This is a genomic window from Pseudomonas sp. TE3552, from assembly GCF_056278945.1.
Genome location: NZ_JBWBQJ010000001.1, coordinates 5,105,696 through 5,124,775, shown reverse-complemented (window position 1 = coordinate 5,124,775; position 19,080 = coordinate 5,105,696). Strand labels below are relative to the sequence as shown.

At 61.3% G+C, this 19,080-nt stretch carries 15 protein-coding genes; 11 read left to right on the top strand and 4 right to left on the bottom strand.

All coding sequences use genetic code 11. From position 1 onward, the window contains the following. The first annotated feature begins 10 nt into the window (after positions 1-10). Positions 11-508: a GNAT family N-acetyltransferase gene (locus ACZ9BB_RS23165; RefSeq protein ID WP_476216536.1), complete on the top strand. Its 498-nt coding sequence runs from the start codon at positions 11-13 to the stop codon at positions 506-508. A gap of 144 nt (positions 509-652) precedes the next feature. Here ACZ9BB_RS23165 and ACZ9BB_RS23160 read toward each other — a convergent pair whose 3' ends face one another. After that, entirely contained in the window at positions 653-964 is a 312-nt protein-coding gene (locus tag ACZ9BB_RS23160; RefSeq protein ID WP_476216534.1) for a DUF6916 family protein, read from the bottom strand. Between the two features lie 56 nt (positions 965-1,020). Continuing rightward, a complete protein-coding gene (locus ACZ9BB_RS23155; protein WP_476216532.1) occupies positions 1,021-1,608 on the bottom strand; it encodes a phage tail protein in 588 nt (195 codons plus the stop codon). Positions 1,609-1,850: 242 nt separating this feature from the next. Here ACZ9BB_RS23155 and ACZ9BB_RS23150 point away from each other — a divergent pair, with 242 nt between their 5' ends. From ACZ9BB_RS23150 to ACZ9BB_RS23120, 7 genes are all read left to right on the top strand, one after another. Continuing rightward, entirely contained in the window at positions 1,851-3,422 is a 1,572-nt protein-coding gene (locus tag ACZ9BB_RS23150; RefSeq protein ID WP_476216531.1) for a glycosyltransferase family 39 protein, read from the top strand. A 158-nt stretch (positions 3,423-3,580) separates the two neighbouring features. Continuing rightward, positions 3,581-4,417 carry a sulfotransferase family protein gene (locus ACZ9BB_RS23145; protein ID WP_476218398.1) on the top strand — a complete coding sequence of 279 codons (837 nt, stop codon included), beginning with the start codon at positions 3,581-3,583 and terminating at the stop codon, positions 4,415-4,417. 50 nt (positions 4,418-4,467) lie between these two features. Further along, positions 4,468-12,333 (top strand): Ig-like domain-containing protein, encoded by a 7,866-nt coding sequence (locus ACZ9BB_RS23140; protein ID WP_476216529.1) that lies wholly within the window; start codon positions 4,468-4,470, stop codon positions 12,331-12,333. A 42-nt stretch (positions 12,334-12,375) separates the two neighbouring features. After that, a complete protein-coding gene (locus ACZ9BB_RS23135; RefSeq protein ID WP_476216527.1) occupies positions 12,376-13,890 on the top strand; it encodes a TolC family protein in 1,515 nt (504 codons plus the stop codon). Continuing rightward, the gene (gene cysC, locus ACZ9BB_RS23130; RefSeq protein ID WP_476216525.1) at positions 13,874-14,479 is read left to right on the top strand and encodes an adenylyl-sulfate kinase; all 606 of its coding nucleotides are present in this window, start codon (positions 13,874-13,876) and stop codon (positions 14,477-14,479) included. Before ACZ9BB_RS23135 ends, cysC begins: the two co-directional genes overlap by 17 nt. Beyond that, a complete protein-coding gene (locus tag ACZ9BB_RS23125; RefSeq protein WP_476218396.1) occupies positions 14,476-15,261 on the top strand; it encodes an aspartyl/asparaginyl beta-hydroxylase domain-containing protein in 786 nt (261 codons plus the stop codon). Before cysC ends, ACZ9BB_RS23125 begins: the two co-directional genes overlap by 4 nt. Then, positions 15,249-16,193 carry a sulfotransferase family protein gene (locus tag ACZ9BB_RS23120; protein ID WP_476216523.1) on the top strand — a complete coding sequence of 315 codons (945 nt, stop codon included), beginning with the start codon at positions 15,249-15,251 and terminating at the stop codon, positions 16,191-16,193. Before ACZ9BB_RS23125 ends, ACZ9BB_RS23120 begins: the two co-directional genes overlap by 13 nt. A gap of 120 nt (positions 16,194-16,313) precedes the next feature. Here the strand turns inward: ACZ9BB_RS23120 and ACZ9BB_RS23115 are convergent, their stop codons facing one another. After that, positions 16,314-17,072 carry a slipin family protein gene (locus tag ACZ9BB_RS23115; protein WP_476216521.1) on the bottom strand — a complete coding sequence of 253 codons (759 nt, stop codon included), beginning with the start codon at positions 17,070-17,072 and terminating at the stop codon, positions 16,314-16,316. 22 nt (positions 17,073-17,094) lie between these two features. Further along, positions 17,095-17,622: an NfeD family protein gene (locus ACZ9BB_RS23110; protein WP_476216519.1), complete on the bottom strand. Its 528-nt coding sequence runs from the start codon at positions 17,620-17,622 to the stop codon at positions 17,095-17,097. Between the two features lie 214 nt (positions 17,623-17,836). On the opposite strand from ACZ9BB_RS23110, the gene ACZ9BB_RS23105 reads away from it, so the two are divergent. From ACZ9BB_RS23105 to ACZ9BB_RS23095, 3 genes are all read left to right on the top strand, one after another. Beyond that, complete coding sequence (locus ACZ9BB_RS23105; protein WP_476216517.1) at positions 17,837-18,304, top strand: aminoacyl-tRNA deacylase; 468 nt, start codon at positions 17,837-17,839, stop codon at positions 18,302-18,304. A 118-nt stretch (positions 18,305-18,422) separates the two neighbouring features. Continuing rightward, positions 18,423-18,668, top strand: coding sequence for a DUF2789 domain-containing protein (locus ACZ9BB_RS23100; protein WP_007899563.1), 246 nt, complete (start codon positions 18,423-18,425; stop codon positions 18,666-18,668). Positions 18,669-18,766: 98 nt separating this feature from the next. Continuing rightward, the gene (locus ACZ9BB_RS23095; protein WP_008009528.1) at positions 18,767-19,012 is read left to right on the top strand and encodes a type II toxin-antitoxin system Phd/YefM family antitoxin; all 246 of its coding nucleotides are present in this window, start codon (positions 18,767-18,769) and stop codon (positions 19,010-19,012) included. The last annotated feature ends 68 nt before the right edge of the window (positions 19,013-19,080 follow it).

The following is a 19,080-nucleotide window of genomic DNA, read 5'->3' as shown; positions in this document are numbered from 1 at the left end:
GAGAACAGCGATGGCGAACAGCAATTCAGTGGCAGCGGACGGCCTGGTGGTCAGGCTTTCGCGACCCAGCGACGGACCGTTTCTGCACAGCCTTTACCAAGCGGCGCGACCGGACCTGCAATGGATCGACGGTGAGCAGGAGGAGGTTGCGCACGTAGTTGCCCAGCAATTCAAGGTGCAGGATCAAGGGCTGGGAGAGAACTTCCCCAACGCTATGCATTACGTGATCGAGAAACTCGACACGGCCATCGGCGCACTGACCACCGACTTTGGCCCCAATGAAATTCGTGTGCTGTACCTGGCGTTTATCCCCCAGGCCCGAGGCCAGGGTTACGGTCGGAAGGTGCTGCAAGGCGTACAGAAAGCCGCGCAACAAATCCGCTGCCCGGTGGCGACGGTGGTCTGGACCAACAACCCCCATGCGCGCCGGCATTACCTGGCGCTGGGGTTTCAGGTTGAAGAGCGCAACCCGGCGGCGGAGCGGTTGGTGTGGTACCCGAAGGGTTGAACCCACCGCCGATCAACTGTGGGAGCGGGCTTCTGTGGCGAGGGGGCTTGCCCCCGTTGGGTCGCGCAGCGGCCCCATGATCTGCGAGCGCTGCGCACTCGAACGGGGGCAAGCCCCCTCGCCACAAACCCGCTCCCACATTGTTCAGTTGAACGCGATGTAGAAATACCCCAGTTGTGGATCCCGCCCCATGGTCGGCACTCGCGAAACAAAAATATCTTCTACCTGGCCCAACTCCGGCAACTCCAGTGCACACAACCCATCGACAAAGTCGGTGGGTTGCAGGCTGTTGAGCTCGACGCTGAACGGCATGCGCTCGCTATTGGGCATCTGTGAGTGCGGTGTTTCTTTAAGGCTGTCGATATGGATCAGCAATTCACTGCCATCGGGCAGCCGCAGCGTTCCGGTCTTGCCCAGCAGTGCCTGAAAGTGTTGGCTTTGAACCTGTTGCAGCATGGCATCACTCCATAAAGCAAAGGTGGCTGGGGGATTTACACCCCCGGCCAGGACCCTCAGTTGCGCGAAGGGAACAGCCCGTTCAGGGCGACGCTGAAGTTAAGCACCAGGAACGGATTCATCACCTCCATCGGCAAACCGTTACCGACGGACGAGATTTCCCCCGCCACCGTAGTAGCCACGCCCTTGAGCGGTACGGCCGCGGCGCCTTGCTGATCGGAGTAAATACTCGCTGAACCGGGGCCGCCGCCCGAGGCACCGATGAACGAGTTGGTCGCGGTCGGGTTGGTGACCGGGTTGCTCGCCGGGCTTGCCAGTTGCAGGGTGGTGGTGGCCGTGAGTCCGGATAAGGCATGTGTGTGGTTGGGCAGGTTATTGATGGTCGCGGTGACGTTCTCGGTGCCGGAGACTTCGCCGATGACACGCGGGGTCAGGCCCAGGCCGTTGCCTTGGGCCATCGGCAGGCGGCCCTGCAGGTTGGGCAGCATGAAGTTGGTGGTGCCATTGCCTCCATAGTAGGTTCCCAGCAGTGAGAAAAGCGCTTGGTATTGTGAGATCCCCAGCGTCTGGCCGTAGCACAGGGCCCAGCCGTTGGGGGCGAAGTTAAAGGCGAAAGGTTGGATAGTGCCCATGAATACTTCCATAGTTCCTCATCCCTCAGGTTAGTGTCTGATGCGTCACGTTGCAGGCCCGGTTATCCGGGCAGTTCGCGCTGATCAGCCGACTCCATTCATCTCCGTGGCTGGGTCACGCCACGGCAAAGCGTAGACGCTGATCGGAGTAGTTGCCGGACGTCGTTCGTCGCAAAGCCAGCATCGACGACGGCCCCGTGCCTGTCCTACAGTGCTCCTGAAGCTTCGGTTTTCACTGGGCACAAGGGGAGGCAATGGAGGCGCGTAGAGAAACACCACTGGGCGACACCCAGGATCCGCACGCAGCGCCGGGCTCGTGGGCGGCTGTCCGCCGCTTGCTTCGATGGGCGCGGGAGCACTGGCTATTGCCGATCCTGGCATTGGCCGCGCTGGCGCGTTTTTACGACCTGACGGCGGCGGCGATCTGGGGCGACGAAGGTTCCAGCCTGTTGCTGAGCCAGTATTCGCTGGCCGGAATCTGGCAACACGCGGCCCGTGATGTGCATCCCCCGCTGTATTTCATGCTGTTGCACGGCTGGATTGAGCTGTTCGGCGATGGCATTTTTTCGATCCGCTGCCTGAGTGCACTACCGGGGATTGTCACGGTGGGGCTCGGCGTCTGGCTGGTGGACCTGCTCGCTACCCGCCGTGCCGCACTATTGGCCGGTGTTCTGCTGGCGCTATTACCCACGGCGGTGCGTTACAGCCAGGAAGTACGCATGTATTCGCTGTTGGGCCTGTGGCTGATCGGCGCCACGATCGCCTTGATGTGTTGGATCAGACAGCCGCAACGCACGCGCTATCTGGTGATCTACACGCTGCTGATGAGTGCGGCGTTCTACACCCATTACTTCACGGCGCTGTGCGTGCTGTGTCACTGGCTGTATCTGGGCCTGATCCGCGTGCAGCCAGGGTATCGATTGCGGCACATTCAGCGTCCCGGCTGGTGGCTGGCCAATGTGGCCATCGTGGTGTTGTATTTGCCGTGGGTGCCTAACCTGATCGATCTGATCCAGCATATGGATCAGCTCAAGGCCAATGGTGATGTGGGATGGGAGACACCCGTCACGCTTGGCTCATTACCTTCGATGATCTGGTCGCTCCTGATCCAGGACGATGGCGAGAACCTGCCTACGCTGGTTTTTATCGCGCTGCCGCTGGCATTGCTGGCCCTGGCGGGTGTGGCGCTGGCGCGGGACCGCAGTGTTTTCCGTGGCAGTGCGCTGGCGGTGATCTACATCGCTCTCCCGTTGTTGCTGGTGTTTTTGGTGTCGTTCATCTCGCCGGTGTTCATCGAGCGTTACCTGACCGCTTATGCTCTGGGCCTGCCGATGTTTGTCGCGCTGGCCATCGATCGCTTGTATGCAGACTTCAAGGTCTTGGCGCTGGCCGTGCTGATGCTATTTGTCGGTGTTGAGCTGGTGGGCCTGAAGAACAATGCCACGGTGGATACCGACGATCAGATCAGCGTCATGGTCCACTACGTGAACCAGCACTTCATGCCCGGCGACCGAATTGTCACCAGCGACATGCTCTGGTACCTGAGTTACGTTTATTACAACCAGACCGACGCCAAACCGATGCTCTATACGCCACCGTTGGCCGATGGCAGGTCGAGCCGGCCGAATGCCTATGGTTTCGGCACGCTGGTGACCAATGACATTTACCTGGATAGCCTCGGCGCCTTGCCCAGAGGCACAGGTCGAGTATGGCTGGTCGGTTCCATTGAGGGGCCGGACGAGTTCGCGCCGTTGCCCGCGGGCTGGCAACGCGTCGACGAAGCCCGGGGGGGAGGCGCTGAGGCACGCTTGCATGTGCTGAAGTAAATCCGTCGTTCGCGGCTTAAACGATTCAACTTTCAGGTCGTTATATCAGGCGTGTTTTCCAGTCGATTTAGCTCCGATTTGATATCAAAACACCACTAGCTGTAAGGCAATTCCTGGTCTACGCTCGTCATACAAAAGGACTTATGACGGGTGAATGGATGCAGCACTTTCACTTTATTTCCGGCTTGCCGCGCTCAGGCTCGACCCTGCTTTCTGCGATTCTTTTGCAGAATCCGCGCTTCCATGCCGGCATGACCAGTCCCGTGGGTGCGCTCTTTTCCGGTGTTCTGGAACAATGCAGCGCTGGCAGCGAATTCGGTGCGGTAATCGACACTGACCTGCGCCGCCGCCTGTTACGTGGTCTGTTCGATTCCTTCTACGCCGACAAGGCCGACAAACCGGTGGTGTTCGACACGAACCGCCTGTGGAGTTCGCGCCTGCCGGCGATCAGCGATCTGTTCCCTCAAGCCAAGACCATCGCCTGCGTGCGCAATGTCGCCTGGGTCATGGACAGCCTTGAGCGCTTGTATCGCGCCAATCCCTTCGAAAACACCAGGCTGTTCGGCGATGCGGTCGAACGCAATACGGTTTATAGCCGCTGCGAAACCCTGGCTCAGCGCAATCGGCTGGTGGGTTTTGCCTGGGCCGCCCTCAAGGAAGCCTATTACGGCGAACACGCCGATTCGTTGCTGATCATCGATTACGACCTGCTGAGCCAGGCCCCGGAACGAGTGATGCGGCTGGTTTACGAATTCATTGGTGAGCCCTGGTTCGAACATGATTTCGATCATTTGGCCTACGACGCACCGGAGTTCGACCAGGCCCTGGGCCTCTCGGGGCTGCACAAGGTGAAGGCCAAGGTTCAATTGCAGTCCAGGCGCACGATCCTGCCGCCGGACTTGTTCAAGCAATACGCCGAGTTGTCCTTTTGGCTCGATGGCTCCGCCAGCGCCGCCAATGTCATTCGTATGAAAGCCGACGCCGCGATCAGTTGATCGCGGCGTTTTCATTGATACCTCAGAAAGTTCGAGTCCGGGTGAGCAGCATGTGGTGGAGCAAAGGCAAGTCGCGGGTTACAGAAGGCGCACGAGCGCTGGCCTCGCCAATGATCATGTCCCTGGAGCCGCGCATGCTGTTCGACGGCGCGGTGGCCGCCACGGTGGCCGATACTGCCCAGGCTGACAGCCATACCACTGCCGACGCGGTCAAGGCACCGACTGCCGATCAGCCGGTTGCCAGCAAGGACACCCACGGCCAGGCCGATGCCACGCCAACCCCGACACCTGTCACGGTGCCGGGGCAAAGCGTGGTGTTCGTCGATTCGCGGGTCAAGGACGCCGACAGCCTGCTTAAAGGCGTCGCGCCCGGCACTCAGGTGGTCCAGCTGGACGCGAGCAAGGACGGCTTGCAACAGATTGCCGACTACCTCGATACCCATCAGGGCATCAGTTCGGTGCAGATCATCGCCCACGGCAACGCAGGCGATCTGTGGTTGGGTAATAGTTATCTGTCGGCCGATAACGTCGCGGCCCGCAGCGCCGTGTTGGCAGAAATCGGCAAAGACATGAACGTCGGCGGCGACATTTTGATCTACGGCTGCTACACCGCCGAAGGCGAGCGCGGCTTGAGTTTCGTCGACTCGCTGGCGCAACTGACCGGCCGTGATATCGCCGCTTCCAGCAACCGCACCGGGGTCAGTGGCGACTGGAATCTGGAAATTGCCACCGGCAACATTGAAAGCGCCAATGTCCTCTCGACCACGGCCATGAGCGACTATCAATGGGGGCTGGCTACTTGGACCGCCACCAACAACGCCAACACGGGCGTCGGCTCGTTGCGTGCCGCCATCGCCTCGGCGCAGAACGGCGATATCGTCACCTTCAGCAGCAGCATGACGGTGCAGTTGACCTCCGAACTGTTGATCAACAAGAACATCACCGTTGATGGCGACTTGAACAACGACGGCGCGGCTGACGTGATTCTTGACGGTCAGTACAGGACCCGAGTGATTGAAGTGTCGTCTGGCAGCATCGTGACGCTCGATGGCCTGGTGATCACCCGTGGCCTGGTGTCGGGCACGGGCGGCAACGGTGGCTACGGTGCCACGGGCTCGATGGCCGGGGGGATTTTCAACGCAGGGATTCTGACCCTGAACAACGTCAGCGTGACCTCCAACGCCGCTTCCGGTGGTGGTGGCGGCGGCGGTGTCACCGGCACTTTTTACGGCGGTGGCGGCGGCGGTGGCGGCGGCTTGGGCGGCCAGGGCGGTGGGCACGGCGGTTCGGCAGGGCCGGGCACCGGCACATTGGGCGGCCAGGCGGGCGGCGGCGGTGTCGGTGGTTACGGCGGCGGTTATGACGCCACCCACATGGGCGGTCGCGGCGGTACCACCACTGGCGGGGCTGGCGGCATAGGCGTTTCCTATTACAGCAACGGCGGTAACGGTGCGACGGCCACCAATGGCACGATTTCCATTGGCGGTGGTGGCGGCGGGGCCGGTTGGGACAAGGTGGGTGGCGCCGGCGGCAACGCAGTGGGCGGGATCTACAACGCCAGCAGCGGCACCATAACCGTCATCGGCACGTCGACCATCAGCAACAACATCGGCGCCGGTGGCGGCGGTGGCGGTGGTGGTGGCCAAGGCAGCAATGCCAGTAATGGCGGCATTGGCGGCCGGGGCGTCGGTGCGATCTGGAACAAAGGCACGCTACTGATCACGGCTGCCAACTTCGCCGCCCTGGCCGGTAATGCCGCGGCCAGTGGTGCAGGCGGTACCGCGCAGGGCGGAGGTTCAACCGGCACCTCGCCGACCTCTTTCTCGACTATCTACAACGACGGTGGCGTACTCAACACCGCGTATTCGCCACCGCCGACCGCGACCATTGTGGTCGCTGATAACACACTGAGCATCGGCGAAACGTCCTTGGTGACCATTACCTTCTCCGAGGTGGTGACCGGTTTCACCAATGCGGATCTGACCATCGCCAATGGCACCTTGACTGCGGTAACCAGCGGCGATGGTGGCATCACCTGGACGGCAACCTTTACCCCATCCGCCAGTATTTCCGATACGTCCAACGTCATCACCCTGGACAACACCGGGGTGATCAACATTCTGGGCACCGCCGGCGTCGGCACCACCAACTCCAATAACTATACGGTCGACACCGTACGCCCGACCGCGACCATCGTGGTGGCGGACAATGCGCTGAAAGTCGGCGAAACCTCGCTGGTGACCATCACCTTCAACGAAGCGGTCACCGGCCTCACCAACGCCGACCTGACGATTGCCAACGGCACCTTGACCTCGGTGAGCAGCGGCGATGGCGGCATCACCTGGACGGGGACCTTCACGCCAAGCGCGAGCATCACCGACACCACCAACCTGATCACCCTGGACAACACCGGGGTCAGTGACCTGGCGGGCAACGCCGGCAGCGGCACCACTGATTCCAACAACTACGCCATCGACACGGTGCGCCCGACCGCCACGATTGTGCTGGCCGATACGACACTGACAGCGGGTGAAACTTCGCTGGTGACCATTACCTTCAGCGAGGCGGTCAGCGGTTTCACCAACGCCGACCTGACCATTGCCAATGGTACGTTGAGCGCGGTGAGCAGCAGTGACGGCGGCATCACCTGGACCGCCACCTTCACACCCTCCGCGAGTACCAACGACACGACCAACCTGATCACCCTGAACAACACCGGGGTCAGCGATCTCGCGGGCAACGCCGGTAGCGGCACCACCGATTCGAACAACTATGCCATTGATACACTCCGTCCGACCGCGACCATCGTGGTAGCCGACAACGCACTGAAAATCGGCGAAACCTCACTGGTGACGATCACCTTCAGCGAAGCGGTGACCGGGTTCACCAACGCCGATCTGACCATCGCCAACGGTACGCTCACCGCGGTGAGCAGCAGTGACGGCGGCATCACCTGGACGGCGACCTTTACCCCCACCGCCAGCATCACCGACACGACCAACCTGATCACCCTGGACAACACCGGGGTCATCGATGCTGTCGGCAATGCCGGTAGCGGCACGACCGATTCCAACAACTATGCGATCGACACCGTGCGCCCGACAGCCACCATCGTGGTCGCGGACACGGCGCTGAAAATCGGCGAAACCTCGCTGGTGACCATTACGTTCAGCGAAGCGGTGAGCGGTTTCACCAATGCGGACCTGACCATCGCCAACGGGACACTCACGGCGGTGAGCAGCAGCGACGGCGGCATCACCTGGACCGCAACCTTCACGCCTTCGGCGAGCATCAACGACACCACCAACCTGATCACCCTGGACAACACCGGGGTCAGCGATCTTGCGGGCAACGCCGGTAGCGGCACCACCGACTCCAACAACTACGCCATCGACACCGTACGCCCGACGGCCACCATTGTGCTGGCCGATACGACGCTCACCGCGGGCGAAACCTCGCTGGTGACCATTACCTTCAGCGAAGCGGTGAGCGGTTTCACCAACGCCGACCTGACGATTGCCAACGGCACGCTGAGCGCGGTGAGCAGCAGCGATGGCGGCATCACCTGGACTGCGACCTTCACCCCGACCGTCGGCGTGAATGACTCGAGCAACGTCATCACCCTGAACAACACCGGGGTCAGTGATCTGGCGGGCAACACCGGCAGCGGCACCACCAACTCGAACAACTACGTGATCGACACCGCCCCGCCGACCGCGACCATTGTGGTAGCCGACAACGCACTGAAAATCGGCGAAACGTCACTGGTGACCATCACCTTCGATCAGGCCGTAACCGGCTTCACCAACGCTGACCTGACGATTGCCAACGGTACGCTCACCGCGGTGAGCAGCAGTGACGGCGGCATTACCTGGACGGCGACGTTCACCCCGACTGCCAGCATCACCGACGCGACCAACCTGATCACCCTGGACAACACCGGCGTGCAGGCTGTCGCCAGCGGTAACGTGGGCACTGGCACGACCGACTCCAACAACTATGCCATCGACACCGTGCGCCCGACGGCCACCATCGTGGTCGCGGACACGGCGCTGAAAATCGGCGAAACCTCGCTGGTGACCATCACCTTCAGCGAAGCGGTGAGCGGTTTCACCAACGCCGACCTGACCATCGCCAACGGCACGTTGAGCGCGGTGAGCAGCAGCGACGGCGGCATCACCTGGACGGCGACCTTCACCCCGAGCGCCAGCATCAACGACACCACCAACCTGATCACCCTGGACAACACCGGGATCAGCGACCTGGCGGGCAACGCTGGCAGCGGCACCACCGACTCCAATAACTACGCCATCGATACGGTCCGTCCCACCGCGACCATCGTCCTGGCAGACGCCACCTTGAGTGCCGGAGAAACCTCGCTGGTGACCATTACCTTCAGCGAAGCGGTCAGTGGTTTCACCAACGCCGACCTGAGCATCGCCAACGGTACGCTCACGGCGGTGAGCAGCAGTGACGGCGGCATCACCTGGACCGCGACCTTCACCCCGACCGTCGGCGTGAATGACTCGAGCAACGTCATCACCCTGAACAATACCGGTGTCACCGATGTGGCCGGAAACACCGGCAGCGGCACCACCAACTCCGGCAACTACACCATCGATACGGTGCTGCCGACGGCGACTATCGTGGTGGCCGACAATGCGCTGAAAATCGGTGAAACGTCGCTGGTGACCATTACCTTCAGCGAAGCGGTAAGCGGTTTCACCAATGCCGACCTGACCATCGCCAACGGTACCTTGACCTCCGTCGGCAGCAGCGACGGCGGCATCACCTGGACGGCCACGTTCACCCCGACCAGCACCATCACCGACACCAGCAACGTCATCACCCTGGATAACAGCGGTGTGACCAACGCCTCGGGCAACGCCGGTAGCGGCACCACCGACTCCAACAACTACGCCATCGACACCGTGCGCCCGACGGCCACCATCGTGGTCGCGGACTCGGCGCTGGCGGTGGGTCAGACATCAGTGGTGACCATCACCTTCTCCGAGGCGGTGACCGGCTTCAGCCTCGCCGACCTGACGGTGAGCAACGGTACCCTGAGCAGTCTGAGCACCAGCGATAACATCACCTATACCGCCACCCTGACGCCGGCGGCGAGCATCACCGATGCGACCAATCTGATTACCCTGGACAACACCGGGGTGACCGATGGGGCCGGCAATACTGGAAGCGGCACCACCGACTCCAACAATTACGCCGTCGACAGCCAACGCCCGACGGCCACCATCGTCCTGGCGGACGCCGCCCTGAGTGCCGGAGAAACATCGTTGGTGACGATCACCTTCTCCGAGGCGGTGACCGGTTTCACCAATGCTGACCTGACCATCGCCAACGGTACGCTCACGGCAGTGAGCAGCAGCGATGGCGGCATCACCTGGACCGCGACCTTCACCCCAACCGCCGGCGTGAATGACACGAGCAACGTCATCACCCTGAACAATACCGGTGTGACCGATGTGGCCGGCAACACCGGCAGTGGCACCACCAACTCAGGCAACTACACCATCGATACGGTGCTGCCAACGGCCTCCATCGTGGTGGCCGACAACGCGCTGAAAATCGGTGAAACGTCGCTGGTGACCATTACCTTCAGTGAAGCGGTGACCGGTTTCACCAATGCCGACCTGACCATCGCCAACGGTACGCTCACGGCAGTGAGCAGCAGCGATGGCGGCATCACCTGGACGGCCACGTTCACCCCGACCGCCAGCATCACCGACGCGACCAACCTGATCACCCTGGACAACACCGGCGTGCAGGCGGCCGCCTCCGGTAACGTGGGCAGCGGCACCACCGATTCCAACAACTACGCCATCGACACCGTGCGCCCGACGGCTACCATCGTGGTCGCAGACACGGCGCTGAAAATCGGCGAAACCTCGCTGGTGACCATCACCTTCAGCGAAGCGGTGAGCGGTTTCACCAATGCGGACCTGAGCATCGCCAACGGTACGCTCACGGCGGTGAGCAGCAGCGACGGCGGCATCACCTGGACCGCAACCTTCACGCCTTCGGCGAGCATCAACGACACCACCAACCTGATCACCCTGGACAACACCGGGATCAGCGACCTGGCGGGCAACGCCGGCAGCGGCACCACTGATTCCAACAACTACGCCATCGACAGCCAGCGTCCGACGGCAACCATCGTGTTGAGTGATTCGACCTTGAAACCGGGGGAAACCGCCCTGGTGACCATCACCTTCAGCGAAGCGGTGACGGGTTTCGACAACAGTGACTTGAGCGTCGCCAACGGTACCTTGAGCGCGGTGAGCAGCAGCGACGGTGGCCTCACCTGGACCGCGACCTTCACCCCGACTGCCGGGATTACCGACGCCAGCAACATCATTACCCTGGATAACAGCGGGGTGTCGGACGTGGCCGGCAATACCGGAGCGGGTACCACCAACTCGGCCAACTATGTGGTCGAAACCCAGGTGCCGACCGCCACCATCGTAGTCGCCGACAACGCCCTCAAGGCCGGTGAAACATCGCTGGTGACCATTACCTTCAGCGAAGCGGTGAGCGGTTTCACCAATGCTGACCTGACGGTTGCCAACGGTACCCTCAGCAGCGTTTCGTCCAGCGATGGCGGCGTGACCTGGACGGCGACTTTCACGCCCACCGCCAGCGTCACGGACACCACTAACCTGATCCGCCTGGACAACAGCGGTGTGACCAACGTGTCGGGCAACAGCGGCGTCGGCGTGACCGACTCCAACAACTACGCCATCGACACCGTGCGTCCGACCGCGACCATTGTGGTCGCGGACAATAAACTGGGTATCGGCGAGACCACCACGGTGACCTTTACCTTCAGCGAAGCGGTGTCCGGTTTCGACCTGTCCGACCTCAGCGTGGCCAATGGCGTATTGTCCAACCTGGCCAGCAGCGACGGCGGAGTGACCTGGACCGCCACACTCACGCCGACCGCAAGCATCAATGATGCGACCAACCTGATCCTGCTCGACACCGGCAATGTACTCGACGCCGCGGGCAATGCCGGCGCCAGCATCGCCATCTCCAACAACTATGCGCTCGATGCGACCCGCCCGACCGTCAGCATCGTGGTTGCCAATCCGGTGTTGGGAATTGGCCAGACGACGCTGGTGACCTTCACATTCAGCGAAGCGGTCAGCAACTTCGACTTGTCGGACCTGAGCGTGACCAACGGCGATCTGACCAATCTGGCCAGCAGCGATGGCGGCAAGACCTGGACCGGGACCTTCACGCCCACCGCGAACATTACCGACCCGAGCAACTTCATTGCGCTGGACACCAGCAATGTGACCGACCTGGCGGGCAACCTGGGCGCCAGCGTCGCGGTATCCAATAACTACGTGATCGACACCGTACCGACGCCACCCCCCTTGGTGTTGACACCGGTGGTCGTGGCCGATCCACCGAACGTGCCATTGCAACCGATCATCTTCACCCCACCCACTGGCGATCTCGGCTCGCCGCTGACCTTTGCCCCGCTGTTTGAACAACGGGTGATCGGCAATGGCATTCGCCCTCTGGGTGACATCTTCATGAACCACGGGGCGTTGACGCCAAGCTTTATCGCCCAGGTATTCAGCAGCAGCGACAGCGGTGGCGATGGCTCAGGCCACGGCTTCCTCGGCTTTGGCGGGGGCGATGGCGGGGTCTTCGGCAGCAGCACGCTGTCGAGCCTGTTCAATCAGGCCGCCAGTAGCGAGGGGGATTCGCTGAACATCTTTGGTAATCAGTCAATCAGGGCGGGGGATGCTTCCCAAGGGCTGCGCGGCGTGTTTGGCGCACCGAGTCTTGGCCAGCAATTACAACAGCTCAAAGACACCGAGCAGCGGCAGGTCGACAGCTTGGCCGCGGCTTTGCAGCAAGTCGGCATCAGTGAAATGCAGGCCTGAAAAAACCATTAAAAGCAGTGCGGCACCGGGGGCAATACAAGGATGAAAAGAAGTCATAAGTTGTTCGGCGCCAGCCTGCTGGCGCTGGCGATCAGCGGATGTGCAGTCACCAGCCAACCGATCGAACGCAGCGTCAGCCAACAGCGCGCCAAAAGCGATCTGCAAAACATGTACAAGGGTCAGGAGCCCCTCAGCGGCCCGCTGACCCTGCACCAGGCCATGGCCCGCGCGGTGAAATACAACCTCGAAGGCCGGCTCAAGATCATGGAAGAGGCCCTGGCCAAGCGCCAACTCGACCTCGCCAGTTTCGACATGCTGCCGCGCATGGCGCTGGATGCCGGTTACGTGGGGCGCAACAACGTCAACGCCTCCAGCAGCCAGAGCGTGCGCACCGGCACCCAATCTCTGGAACCGTCGACCTCCCAGGACCGCGACCGTGACGTGGCGGACCTGACCATGGTCTGGAACGTGCTCGACTTCGGCGTCAGCTACATCAGCGCCAAACAGCAGGGCGATCAGCGGCTGATCGTGCAGGAGCGGCGGCGCAAGGTGATCAACACCATCGTTCAGGACGTGCGCTCGGCCTATTGGCGAGCCGTGGCCGCCGAACGTTTGCTCAAGCAAATCGACAGCCTCATGGCCCGAGTCGACACCGCCCGTGAGAATAGCCAGAGCATGAGCCAACAGCGTATCGGCGATCCGATCCAGTCGTTGGCTTATCAGCGCTCGCTGATCGAAGCCACCCGGCAACTGGAAGAACAACGCCGCGCGCTGTCGCTGGCAAAAACCGAGTTGGCGACCCTGATCAACCTGCCACTGAATACCGAGCTGACGCTGGCGACCCAGGACGATTACGTCATTCCGGAACTCAAGGTCGACCTCGCCAGCCTGGAACAGGAAGCCTTGACCAGTCGGCCGGAGTTGCGCGAGCAGGATTACCAGACCCGCATCAGCGCAGCCGAAACCCGCAAAGCCATGCTGCGCCTGTTACCAGGGCTGGAGTTCTCCGCTGGCGGGCATTACGACAGCAACTCGTTTCTGGTGGAGCAGGGCTGGGCGGATTACGGGGTGAAAGTCACCTGGAACCTGTTCAATGTGATTTCCGCCCCCGCTGCGATCGACGTCGCCAAGGCCGGTGAAGAAGTCGCCGCGGCGCGCCGTCAGGCGATGTCGATCGCGGTGCTGGCCCAGCTTTACGTGGCCAACGCCAATTACCGCGAAGCACTGCGCCAGTTCCAGACCAACCAGCAACTGTCGAACATCGATGGGCAAATCGTCGGCCAACTGCGCAACCGCTATCAGGCGGCCGGGCTGGGCGAGCTGGATCTGATCCAGGGCGAACTGAACACCTTGCAGGCCGATCTGCGTCGTGACCTGTCCTACGCTGACCTGCGCAACGCGTACGGGCAAATTTTTGCCAGCGCCGGTCTCGATCCGCTGCCGGACGAGGTGCAATCGACGCAAGTCCAGTCCATCGCCACGGCACTGGCCAATCGTGAAGAGGCGTGGGCGGCGGGCGATATTTCAGTGCCGGTGACCCATGCCCCGGCCCGCTGACCTGCTGGCGCCGACAGCGAGCATCAGCCGCGCCCAACGGGAAGCCCGCAACGGCCATCGCGGCACGGCGATTCTGCTGACCGGTTTACCGGCGGCGGGCAAGTCGACATTGGCCCAGGCACTGCACGCCGAGCTGTTCGAACATGGCGTGCAGAGTGTGGTGCTCGATGGCGATGGACTGCGGGTCGGGCTCAATCGCGATCTGGGGTTCACCGACAGTGATCGCCTGGAAAACATCCGCCGCGCCAGCGAACTGGCGGCGTTGTTGGTCGAGAATGGGCAGATTGTCATCCTCGCGATGATCGCGCCCTTGGTGGAGTTGCGCGAACTGTTTGCCCGACGGCTGGGCGAGGATTACCGCGAAGTCTGGTGCAGCGCCTCTTTGACGGTGTGTGAACAGCGTGATCCGAAAGGTCATTACGCCCGGGCTCGACGGGGTGAGTTGGCGGGGTTCACGGGTGTCTCTGCGCCTTACGAACCACCGCCGTGTGCGTCGTTGGTGCTCGACACGGGCGCGCTGTCGGTGGAGGCCTGTCTCGACCGTTTGCTGACCTGGCTCGGCGAATGCGCGGTGCTGCCGAAACGATGAGTCGGCCGGCCTTCTCCCGCTTGCCGGTAACGGTGGATTTGCCGTTGCTGTTGCAGGCGCTGGCGGCGATTGGCGAAGACGACTGGCACAGCCACTTCAATAGCGCTTATTACGCGGGCGACTGGAGTGGCGTGGCGCTGATTTCCGCCGCCGATGCCTTGACTGAACTGGCGCCCGGTCGTGGTGAGTCTCAATTGCGTGAGCCCTGGCGGCGGGATGTTCGATGGCAGCAAGGGCTTCGGGATCTGCCGTTGCAGATCGTCTGCGCGCGCCTGTTGCGGCTCGGCCCGGGCGGGCGCATCCACGAGCATCGCGACTATGACCTGGGCGAACCGGATGCGGACTTGCGTCTGCATATCCCGCTGCTCAGCCCGCCTCGGGTGGACTTTCTGCTGGATGGCCAGCGCATGCCGATGAGCGCGGGCGAATGCTGGTTTCTCGACCTGGCGCGGCCTCATCGCGTGGACAATCACGATACCCGGGCACGGGTGCATCTGGTGCTCGATTGCCGGCCCGGTGCCTGGCTGGAGCAAGCGATTCTCGACGGGTTGGCAATCACGCCGTCGCCACAAATCGGTCATCAAGCGTTTGTGCAGTTCAAGGCGCTGGTGACCAGCGATCCGCAGTTGTGCAAGACCTTGCAGGGCTTGCAGGACAACGAAGCTTTTATCGCCCGCACGCTGGCGTTGGCCGCCGGGCGTGGGCTTGCGTTCTCCCGCGAAGAACTGCGCGCAGCGATGCGCGACGGTCGCCGCCAATGGCATGAACAATGGAGTGCCTGAACCTCGAAGGCTGGTTGCCGATTCGGCTCTGGCAAGAGGCCGGGCAATGGCAAGTCGACTGGTGCTGGTTCGGTGACACGCGGCTGCATCAACCGTTTTTTCGTGACGCCGTGGAAGACGCGCTGCGGTTGCCGTTCAATCAGGCATTTCGCCAGACAACGGCATTGTCGACCCTCGCCGACTGGCAGGTTTGCAGCCCCGGTCTGACGCCGAGCGCCTTTATCTTTCACGCCTCGCGCTGCGGCTCGACACTGATCAGCCAGATGCTCGCGCAGCTCGACAACCACATCGTCATCAGCGAACCGCCGCCGCTGGATGCCTTGCTGCGCAGTGATTTACCCGCCGTCGAGCGCCGTGCCGCCATCAAAGGGTTGTTGTCTGCCTATGGCCAGCGTCGGCTTGGTTCGGAGCAACGACTGGTCATTAAACTCGATGCCTGGAACATCACTGAATTGCCTGTGTTGCGCGAGTGTTTTCCCGAAACGCCTTGGTTGTTTGTGTACCGCGATCCGCTGGAAATCGCCGTTTCGCATCTGCGTCGTCCGGGCATGCACATGGTGCCGGGAATGATCGGGGCGAGCGGGCTGGATGACGAATTGCCCTTCGATAGCCGCGAGGATTACATCGCCCGACGATTGGGGCGGTTGCTGGCATCGGGATTGGCGCAATGCCGGGCGTTTGGCGGCCTGGCGGTGAACTACAGCGAACTGCCACAGGCCATGGCGGGGCAGTTGGCAGCGTTCTTTGCGTTGGATCTCGAGCAGCGCAGGCAAGTGTTTGCGGCGGTGGGGCAACATGCCAAACAGCCGTCGGAAGTATTTGTGGGGGACAGCGACGACAAGCGACGTGAAGCCTCGACGCTCCTTAACGAACGCATACAACAATGGGCGCTAGAGCCTTATAAGGCTTTGGAAAAAATGCGCAAAATGTGATTGGAATGGCTTTTTGTGGCGAGGGAGCTTGCTCCCGCTCGGCTGCGAAGCAGTCGCAGGTTTTAGGGCCGCTGCGCGACCCAGCGGGAGCAAGCTCCCTCGCCACAAGTCATCGGTGCATCAAGGCTTGGACGACAAATCCGCCATCCCCTTGAGCAATTCGATCGGCAGCGGAAAGACAATGGTCGAACTCTTGTCCCCGGCAATCGAACTCAGCGTCTGCATGTAACGCAGCTGCATGGCACCTGGCTGGCGGCCGAGCATTTCGGCGGCCTGCATGAGTTTTTCCGAAGCCTGCAACTCACCTTCGGCGTGGATCACCTTGGCCCGACGTTCCCGTTCGGCTTCGGCCTGTTTGGCGATGGCGCGAATCATCGATTCGTTGAGGTCCACGTGCTTGATCTCGACGGTGGCGACCTTGATGCCCCAGGCATCGGTTTGAGCATCGAGCACTTGTTGGACGTCGACGTTCAGCCGTTCCCGTTCGGCCAGCAATTCATCGAGTTCATGTTTACCGAGCACTGCCCGCAACGTGGTCTGGGCCAGTTGGCTGGTGGCCATGAGAAAGTCTTCGACCTGAATGATCGCCTTTTGCGGATCGAGCACGCGGAAATACAGCACCGCATTGACCTTGACCGAGACGTTATCGCGGGTGATCACGTCTTGCGGCGGTATGTCGAGCACCACGGTCCGCAGGTCGACACGAACCATTTGTTGAACCGCCGGAATCAGCAGGATCAGACCAGGGCCCTTGACCTGCCAGAAGCGTCCGAGCTGGAACACCACGCCGCGTTCATACTCGCGCAGGATGCGGAAGGTCGACCCCGCCAGTGCAATCAGCAGTAACAACAGCGCGGCAAAACCCAGTTGCAAGCCCATGACTATTCTCCGCCATCATTGTTCATGCGGGCGCCGCATCAGCCGCGACCACTTCCAGCAGTAGACCCTTGCGTGCCACCACCCGGACCTGTTGTCCCGGTTGCAACGGTGTGGCGCTCAATACCTGCCATTGTTCACCTTGCAGGTGCACCCAGCCGATACAAGCATTGCCAGCCTGCAACGACGTGATCGGCGTCACGCTGCCCAGTAATTCGTCGTCGCCGGTGACGTTGCGGCGCGGTCGGGTTTTCAAGGCGCGGATCAGCAGGAACGTCAGCAGCAATGCGCTGATCAGCCCCAAGCCGATCATCAAGGGAACGGGGACTTCGGCATTGGTCAGAATCACCGCGCCAATCACAAACATCACAAGACCGCCCAGACCGACCACGCCGTAATTGGGCAAGGCCGCCTCGGCGATCAGAAACGCAATGCCGAACGTGATCAGCCAGAGCCCGATGGGATCGGGAACCAGCACTACGAGAGTGTCCGCCGCCAAAACCGGTCCGCTCAAGGCCAGCAGCAGCGCAATTGCCCAGCAACGAGTGTTCACTTGACCCTCCGGGAGAGTCGTCCATCCGCGAGCCGTTCGTGGCTCTGTGTATAAGTCTAGTTGAGCCTGCGGCTGTATGAATTTTGACCAGTTGTCCACCGCGTCCGACGGGCGGATTTCCCGCCGGATCCCATCAGCGGGCCTAGACTTTTAAGGGAGAGAAGAACTTTAACCATCGTCCGCCGTTTCATTGTTGCGGACTCCGAGGTGCATCATGCGTATGGCAAAAACCGTGCAGAACAGCCTGGACAAGGCGCATTGCGAATACGACATCGTTTCCCATCCGCACTCGGCCAGCAGCCTTGAAACGGCGCGGCTAGCGGGCATTCCCGCTGAACGGGTGGCCAAATCGGTGATCCTCGACGATCGCCACGGGCACTACTTGATGGCCGTACTGCCCGCCAGTCGTCACCTGGACCTGAGCAAAGTACGTGGCAGCAGCGAATGGCAAGTCACCCGGGAAAGCAACCTGCCGCACCTGTTCGACGATTGCGAACGCGGCGCCGTGCCTGCATTGGGCGAATCCTATGGGCTGGACATGGTCATCGACCCACAACTGACCCGGCAGAAAGACATCTACCTGGAAGCCGGCAACCACAACAACCTGGTACACATGAGTGTGCCGGAATTCTTGAAAATGGTGCCGCATGCCGAAGTGTGCGAGTTGAGTCTTTCGGCGTAGACATAACTACCGTCATCGCGGGCAAGCCTCGCCTCTACATCCCTGTAGGAGCGAGGCTTGCCCGCGAATTGCCGCGCCGCAGTCACCCATCCAATACGCGATTACGAAGGAGCCCGACATGGAATCCCCCACCCACAGCCTCCCCTCCCTGTTCAAACAACTTGGCCTGCCTGACGACGCCGAGAGCATCGATAAATTCATCGCCACCCATTCACCGCTCAAACCCGAACTGCACCTGGCGGACGCGTTCTTCTGGAGTGAGAGCCAGGCAGAGCTGCTGCGTGAGGAGATTCTGGATGATGCTGACTGGGCTGAGGTGGTGGATCAGCTGGATGTAATGCTGAGAAAGGGGCGGGGGGTGTAAAAAACGGCACGAAAAACCTCGTCACAGGTTTCTTCTGGGCCTCAAAAACTTGGTTGAAGTAGCTTCCATGGCTACAAATCCGGAGATGAGACTGACTTATGCAATGTGTTTTGGCCGAAAGGATCATCAGCATCTCCGAGCTTGCAAAAAACGTGGGTGCTGCCATGCGGGATACACAAGCTGGACCTATCGCGGTACTGGATAACGATCGAATCACGGCGTATCTGGTTTCGGCAGATCTCTATGAAGCAATGCTGGAGCGCCTGGATGATTTCGACCTTGCGATTCTCATACGCGCTCGCAGTCAGGAAATTGCCGAACCAATCAGTCTTGATGATCTGTGAAAAATCATCTGCCAGCATGAGAATTGTTTCAAAACTTGACCGACTTTCCCCTCAAATGCCATATTGAT

Excerpts from the sequence above, each read along its gene's own strand:
- ACZ9BB_RS23165 (WP_476216536.1), top strand. The coding sequence starts at position 11 with ATGGCGAACAGCAATTCAGTGGCAGCGGACGGCCTGGTGGTCAGGCTT.
- ACZ9BB_RS23160 (WP_476216534.1), bottom strand. The coding sequence starts at position 964 with ATGCTGCAACAGGTTCAAAGCCAACACTTTCAGGCACTGCTGGGCAAG.
- ACZ9BB_RS23155 (WP_476216532.1), bottom strand. The coding sequence starts at position 1,608 with ATGGAAGTATTCATGGGCACTATCCAACCTTTCGCCTTTAACTTCGCC.
- ACZ9BB_RS23150 (WP_476216531.1), top strand. The coding sequence starts at position 1,851 with ATGGAGGCGCGTAGAGAAACACCACTGGGCGACACCCAGGATCCGCAC.
- ACZ9BB_RS23145 (WP_476218398.1), top strand. The coding sequence starts at position 3,581 with ATGCAGCACTTTCACTTTATTTCCGGCTTGCCGCGCTCAGGCTCGACC.
- ACZ9BB_RS23140 (WP_476216529.1), top strand. The coding sequence starts at position 4,468 with ATGTGGTGGAGCAAAGGCAAGTCGCGGGTTACAGAAGGCGCACGAGCG.
- ACZ9BB_RS23135 (WP_476216527.1), top strand. The coding sequence starts at position 12,376 with ATGAAAAGAAGTCATAAGTTGTTCGGCGCCAGCCTGCTGGCGCTGGCG.
- cysC (WP_476216525.1), top strand. The coding sequence starts at position 13,874 with ATGCCCCGGCCCGCTGACCTGCTGGCGCCGACAGCGAGCATCAGCCGC.
- ACZ9BB_RS23125 (WP_476218396.1), top strand. The coding sequence starts at position 14,476 with ATGAGTCGGCCGGCCTTCTCCCGCTTGCCGGTAACGGTGGATTTGCCG.
- ACZ9BB_RS23120 (WP_476216523.1), top strand. The coding sequence starts at position 15,249 with ATGGAGTGCCTGAACCTCGAAGGCTGGTTGCCGATTCGGCTCTGGCAA.
- ACZ9BB_RS23115 (WP_476216521.1), bottom strand. The coding sequence starts at position 17,072 with ATGGGCTTGCAACTGGGTTTTGCCGCGCTGTTGTTACTGCTGATTGCA.
- ACZ9BB_RS23105 (WP_476216517.1), top strand. The coding sequence starts at position 17,837 with ATGCGTATGGCAAAAACCGTGCAGAACAGCCTGGACAAGGCGCATTGC.
- ACZ9BB_RS23100 (WP_007899563.1), top strand. The coding sequence starts at position 18,423 with ATGGAATCCCCCACCCACAGCCTCCCCTCCCTGTTCAAACAACTTGGC.
- ACZ9BB_RS23095 (WP_008009528.1), top strand. The coding sequence starts at position 18,767 with ATGCAATGTGTTTTGGCCGAAAGGATCATCAGCATCTCCGAGCTTGCA.